Source organism: Streptomyces sp. I05A-00742, assembly GCF_013055795.1.
Classification (GTDB): Bacteria; Actinomycetota; Actinomycetes; order Streptomycetales; family Streptomycetaceae; genus Streptomyces.
Genome location: NZ_JABETO010000083.1, coordinates 1 through 5,601 on the forward strand (window position 1 = coordinate 1; position 5,601 = coordinate 5,601).

Annotated in this window: 7 protein-coding genes; 6 read left to right on the forward strand and 1 reads right to left on the reverse strand. The window is 65.9% G+C overall.

Features of this window, described 5'->3' with window-relative positions:
- From HN013_RS32030 to HN013_RS32055, 6 genes are all read left to right on the forward strand, one after another.
- Nucleotides 1-165 (forward strand): transposase family protein (locus HN013_RS32030; protein WP_249375694.1); only part of this gene is annotated, 165 nt, incomplete at its 5' end.
- Between the two features lie 396 nt (nucleotides 166-561).
- Nucleotides 562-993, forward strand: coding sequence for an NUDIX hydrolase (locus HN013_RS32035; protein WP_171172510.1), 432 nt, complete (start codon nucleotides 562-564; stop codon nucleotides 991-993).
- 368 nt (nucleotides 994-1,361) lie between these two features.
- Nucleotides 1,362-1,526, forward strand: coding sequence for a hypothetical protein (locus HN013_RS32040; RefSeq protein WP_171172512.1), 165 nt, complete (start codon nucleotides 1,362-1,364; stop codon nucleotides 1,524-1,526).
- A gap of 1,263 nt (nucleotides 1,527-2,789) precedes the next feature.
- Complete coding sequence (locus tag HN013_RS32045) at nucleotides 2,790-3,050, forward strand: hypothetical protein (RefSeq protein WP_171172514.1); 261 nt, start codon at nucleotides 2,790-2,792, stop codon at nucleotides 3,048-3,050.
- Nucleotides 3,051-3,477: 427 nt separating this feature from the next.
- The gene (locus tag HN013_RS34285; RefSeq protein WP_398981234.1) at nucleotides 3,478-3,858 is read left to right on the forward strand and encodes a cold shock domain-containing protein; all 381 of its coding nucleotides are present in this window, start codon (nucleotides 3,478-3,480) and stop codon (nucleotides 3,856-3,858) included.
- Between the two features lie 231 nt (nucleotides 3,859-4,089).
- Complete coding sequence (locus tag HN013_RS32055; protein WP_171172516.1) at nucleotides 4,090-4,263, forward strand: hypothetical protein; 174 nt, start codon at nucleotides 4,090-4,092, stop codon at nucleotides 4,261-4,263.
- Between the two features lie 268 nt (nucleotides 4,264-4,531).
- On the opposite strand, the gene HN013_RS34290 is transcribed toward HN013_RS32055, so the two are convergent.
- Nucleotides 4,532-4,864 (reverse strand): chaplin family protein, encoded by a 333-nt coding sequence (locus HN013_RS34290; RefSeq protein WP_398981237.1) that lies wholly within the window; start codon nucleotides 4,862-4,864, stop codon nucleotides 4,532-4,534.
- Between the last annotated feature and the right edge of the window lie 737 nt (nucleotides 4,865-5,601).

Sequence of the window (5,601 nt, forward strand, 5' to 3'; positions counted from 1 at the left end):
CCGACCCAACGCACGGTCAACCGCGCACTCTCGGCAGCGCGGGCACCGGTCGAGCGAGGCGTGGCCCGTCTGAAGTCCTGGCGGATCTTCCGCAGAGCCCGGTGCAGCCCAAATCGAATGTCGGCAATCGCCCGAGCCGTCCTCACCCTGGAGCGGCAACGCTGAAAGAGCTCAGTGCTCACGAGGCCCGGATTCCGGTGTTTCCGCAGGAGTCAGTGCTCACGAAGTCGCGGAACCTACATCATGCCAGACCGCGGCCTCCGTCCACGCCACCCTCACCGGCGAGACGACCGTCCACGCCGTGATGTTCGCCCGGGACGGCCACACCGCCATCCGCACCCAGGCCACCGGCGCGGTGCATCAGGCCGACGCCGTGAGCCCCCGCGCCGCCACGAGGCGCGGCCGCGCTCCTGCACGCCCTCCCCCACAACCCCTGACAGCCATCACCCTGCTGGGCATGACGCCCAACGGACCGAAGGGACTTCGCCCATGGCCCAGTCCAACCGGGACTCCGACGAGAACGCCGGCCCGTTGGCGCCCAGAATGACCGATGCGCAGTAGGTGGCCGGCCGCAGCGTGCTGTGGAGCGGCGTATCAGCCCTGTTCACCGATGACCGCGGCCGCGTGCTCCTCGAGGACGTCGCCTACCGCCGAGTGTGCCTGCTTCCCGGCGGGGCCATCGACTGCGGCGAGGCACCCTCCCTGGCCGTCGCGCGCGAGGTCCGCGAGGAGCTCGGCCTCACCCGCCGTTTCTCCCGCCCCCTGGCCGTTGACTGGGTGCCGCCCGACGCCCCCGGCTACCCACAGGGGTTCCCCGGCGAGACCATCTACGTATTCGACGGCGAGACCTTGGCCGAGAACGACCTCGCCCGGATCCATGTGCCAGAACGGGAAGTCACCGGCGTCCGCTGGGTCGAACCCGCGCTCCTCCCCCAATACATGGCCCCCGGCAACGCCCGGCGCGCCCTGGCCGCCTGCGGCTGGTGTACGTGACGGCAGCAGGGAGACTCGACATGGCGGGGCTGGTGACAGGTCGTTGCTTGACGGTGACAAGCGATGGCGTTCCGGCCGGACAGGGCACTGCGGATCCTCACCGTGCGGGAGAAGATGTCGTCGGATGGCGTCACGGCGGCCCCGGTCGAGGACCAGTGAAGCCGCGCAAGCACGCCCACACACCGGCGTGATGTTCAGAAGGGAAAGAGTCGCCGCGATGCCCGGAACGAAGAAGCCCACCACTCCGCGGGCACACCGCAGCAAACGGGTGATAGCCCGGCAGGCTGGGTACTTATCCGAGGGTCGCTGGGTACTTATCCGAGGGTCGATGTGAGATCCGCTGCCTGTCCCCGCCTCGGAGGTATCTGGTGAACACCACCCGTCGCATCCTCGCCACTGTGCTGGCAGCTGCTCTGTTCTCCCTGGGGGGCACAGCCCTTGCTGCACCGGCACAGGCACAGCCCGACCCCGTCGGGCATATCGAATTTCACGTCGAGATGGGGATGGTTGCGCAGTATATTGAACTCAATTGAACTCTAATTCCGGCAGCGGCCATCGAACCGGTGCGGCCGCCGCTCACCGCGGCCCGCGCCCGGGATGACAGCCGGGCTGCGTGAGGCGATGGACGCCCGGCGCTCCGTGTCTGAACTGGGCGTTCATCACCCTCGTGACCAGGCGCCTGACCCGAAAAGGGCACCACACCCCGCGCTGGACGAAGGGGCCGCAGCCCGCCGACAGTTGATCCCCCTCCGGCCCTCAGTACTGCCCCCGAGCGCGCGGATCATCAGCACGGCCTCTGGCCATCGCTGTTGACGGCGCATTCTTCGCGTTCTTGCCGCTAGAGCTCTGGGCATTCATCGAGTCCCGTTTTTCCAGGGTGTGACCACTCATACAAGCAAAGCCTTCTATCCAAGAAGCCCCAGGAGCCCAAGCTGGCGCAGGGCAAGGAGCCCTAGACCAACCACGTACGAGACAGTATTGAGAACTTCCACACCAGTCTCCTTCGTATATCTTCTCAGTGCGCGGATGAAACGCGTAGTAACTGCCCGTGACTTGACCTCATTACGCGCCTGTCACTCGAAATGACGACGCCGGGCCGAACGGCTCGGCACCAGCCAGCGGGCGGCCCTGGACGCGCTGGTAGCCGACTCACTGCCGCCCCGCCTCGGCTTGCTGTGTGTGTCCCTGTCTATTCTGCCGGTATGGGTCTGGATCTCACTGGAATGAGGAAACCAGCACGAGTCTGAAACAGGACTTGTGGAGCGCCCGGTACTCGGAAACGGGCACGCCGGGTGCGGGAAGCGGTCCGGGGAAGCGGGCCGGTCGATGAGACCGGCATCGCGCCCCGGATCGACTTCACCCCCACCTGACGGCCGGGATGCGCAGCTACATCACCGAACGCGACTGGCTCACCGCCTGCCGACTTCGGCCCAACACCCCGAACCCCAACCGGTGCAGGGGAACCTGGTCGGTACTGCGACGCACCTATACGCCAACCGAGCCTTCGCCGACCCACAAGACACCGCAGTCCAGTGGGGGCTACGCCAGCTCCAGTACCGCCACGACGTCCTCGACGGCTGCCTCACCGGAGCTGGACTCGTGCTTGCCCCACCATGACGACATCACGCTTTCAAAGCAAGTAACAGCTCACAAGATGACCGAAACGGCTCTCATGCGCCCCTATCACGCATCTACCGCCCCTTCACATTCCGATTCGCCATCGTGATGCCGGTTCATCCTCTTGAAGAGGGAAGAGGGATGACGTGCTCCAGCCACCGCCCAGGGAGGGAATGCAGATGCGAAAGGTACTGAAGGGCCTGATCGTTTGCGGTTTGTCTTCGACTGTCATGGTGCTGGCCGCTGCCGCAGCAGTGCCCGCCGCCGCAGCCGACATTGACGTCAGGGTCGCAGTCGCGCCAGGCCAGGGGATTGACGTCAAGAGTTTCAAGTTCGCGGTTGGCGGCACGGTAGACGAAGAGGGCGGGGCCAGTTCCGGTTCCAATGCAGCGCCAGACCGTCTGTTGGACGTCAATATCGGGGTTGGCTTCGCGGCATAGTCCGCCTCCGCGTCCGCGTAGAGCCGGGGACGAGACCAGTTCCGAGGAAGGGGCCGGGGCCAGGGCTGAGGGCCGCGTAGGTCGTGGCCGTGGACGGGGCGAGTCGACGAGCACGGTCAGGTGGAGAGGGCCGCGCCGCTGGCCAGGGCCTTGCAGACGCCCGGTTCGGCGCGCCTCAGCGGCCTCGGCAAATACGTGTGAGCCGCTGGCTATCCAGGAGTGACGGACAGCACCAGATGGGCTGCCGTACTTTCGACGCGTAGGGCGCGTGGAGTGGGTCGTGTCCTTACATGGAGTGCGCGAGAGTAAGCCGGGCGCGTCGAACGGCGAGCCGATCTACCACCCGCACAGGTGACGTCGCGAGTAACGATATTCGGCCAGGAAAGGTACCCACTGAGCCCAACTCGTGTCCTGGAAGAGGTAGTTCATGTTGCGCGTTCAGTTTTCCCGGCGTGGTCGGCTGCCGTGGCCCGTTGCCCTGGTGTGTGCGCCTGTCCTCGCACTTGTTGCCGTGATGGGCGTCTCCCTGCCGGCCCAAGCCGATGCCGGGCAGACGGCCGTCAGTCGATCGCAGGACCAACGCGCCGTGGACCATTTCGGCACGGTGAAGTGGTTTGACGCTGAAAGGGGCCACGGTTTCATCGAGCCGTGTGACGGGAGCGGCGACGTGTACTTCCACTACTCGGTGATCGAGGGTGGGGGGCTCGTGGGCCTGAACGCGGGCGACCCCGTTACGTACCAGTTCGTGGAAAGAAACGGACGACGTGAAGCCGTCCGCGTCGTCCCCTTCTTCGGGGGCTGTGCGTAGTCTGGTGCATGACTTCTCACGGCCAAACGCCGCGGGCCGATCGCATGCCCCCGATTCCGGCGAGGGACCGGGGGTGTGCGATCGGGACGACGACGGACTCCGTCTATGCCCGTGACCTGCTGCTCCGCCTGGACCGGATGCCATCTGTGGATGTCTATGCGACCGGTGCTACGGCCCCGGGGCGCACGCGGCTTCGTCGTCCTCTCCCCCCGCCGGTGGGAGGGTGAGCGCTTGATCGGCTGGATCATGAACGCCCGCCGCAACTGCCGCAACTGCGAACGTCTTGCCCATCGCTCCGAAGCCCACTTGATCGGGGCATTCATCACCCTCATGACCCGACGCCTCACCCGTGGGGTGGCAGGTGCTGAGAGCTGGGCGAAGAAGCCGCATCCTGCCGATGGCTGACCTTCCCATCATTCGGGGATCTCGACCGCTGAGGAGCTGGTTGCTCGGCAGTGCACGAAGAGATGAGGCCGGCACCTGACTTGCCGCAGGGTGACTGCGTCCGCCAGCAGGCGGCGATCAGCCGGACGCGGTCCTCCAGCGGCAGGCTCCCCGGACCGGCCCTTGCCTACCGACCCGCTGATCGCTGTACGTGGCTCGTTCCCCGTCACCACCAAGATGGTCATTGGCCACGATCCAGTGCTGCAGCCAACCACGCACGAGCTCAAATTTATACGAGGTCATCCGACGCATGAACAATGCTGTTCCAGATTGCAGGTCCGCCGTTGATTGGCTTCTCCAGGAAGAACGGCAGAGGGTCAGCACCGCCACATTGGTTGAGGGGGCTCGCGACAGGGAGCCCGACTAGATTGCCGGTAGCTGTTCCGGTTCCGGCTGTGGTGACACCGTTAGTACGGGAACCTTGATGGTTGGCGCAATTGTTGCCGAATGTCGGAGACAGGATGTCTACGACACCGCCGGCGGATGCGGGCGCCGCGGTCACTAGCTCCATACCGCTCATTGCCGTGATAATTGCCAGTGCTGTCGTCCTGGAAGAGACCATGTCCTGACAACGATGTTGCACCCTTGCTGGCAACGCCTTCCTGAAAGAGACGCCCCAGAAGGGGCCGAGTGGGCGGTCCGCCTGCCGTCCGGCCAGCCCCCACCTAACAGATCATCCAATCGTGGGCACCTCTGGGCCAGAGCTGAAGGACAGTTGCTGAGAGGTGTCCTCCAGCGCCCGCACGCCACCCTCACAGCCCGTTCCCCCGGAGAACCGCCCGGCCAAAGACGGCCAGGCGTCGACCGGGCACCCCCCGGGTTCGCGCACACGTTGTCAGACCGCTCAGGCTGCGTGATCCGGGTGGCCTCGGCGCGAGTGAGGGTTCCGCGGCCGGCGCTGGCGAGCACGCGCAGGACGTCGCGGCGCTCGGCTCCGGTGCACTCGCGCCGGTTCCGGCGGGGCGGGTGCTGCATGGCGGGTCACTCCGGCGTTTGGGCAGGGCGGGTCCTCGCGCTTACGGAGGCGGGTTCAACCGGTCGCGCCGGTGTGTTCACTCGTTGGGTTGGCGGGCGTTTCCCGGTCTGTCTGAAGGTAAGGCTTCCGGTGGTTTTTATCGCTGCCCATGGGAAGAGGGTTCGTGAAGCGCACCGTGGCTCGTGCTGTCGCAGTTGCCGTAGAGCTCGTAACACGATCTTGTTGATCGTGGCTGGTCGGCCGTGACGTGGGCGGTGTTCCGGCCGTTCGTGATGGCGTGAGGAAGCGGCCGTGGATCGTGGACGACGAACTATGGGCAGTGA

What these genes read in the sequence shown, in the direction of transcription:
- HN013_RS34290 (WP_398981237.1), bottom strand. Translation starts at nt 4,864, where the DNA reads ATGGTCTCTTCCAGGACGACAGCACTGGCAATTATCACGGCAATGAGC.
- HN013_RS32045 (WP_171172514.1), top strand. Translation starts at nt 2,790, where the DNA reads ATGCGAAAGGTACTGAAGGGCCTGATCGTTTGCGGTTTGTCTTCGACT.
- HN013_RS34285 (WP_398981234.1), top strand. Translation starts at nt 3,478, where the DNA reads ATGTTGCGCGTTCAGTTTTCCCGGCGTGGTCGGCTGCCGTGGCCCGTT.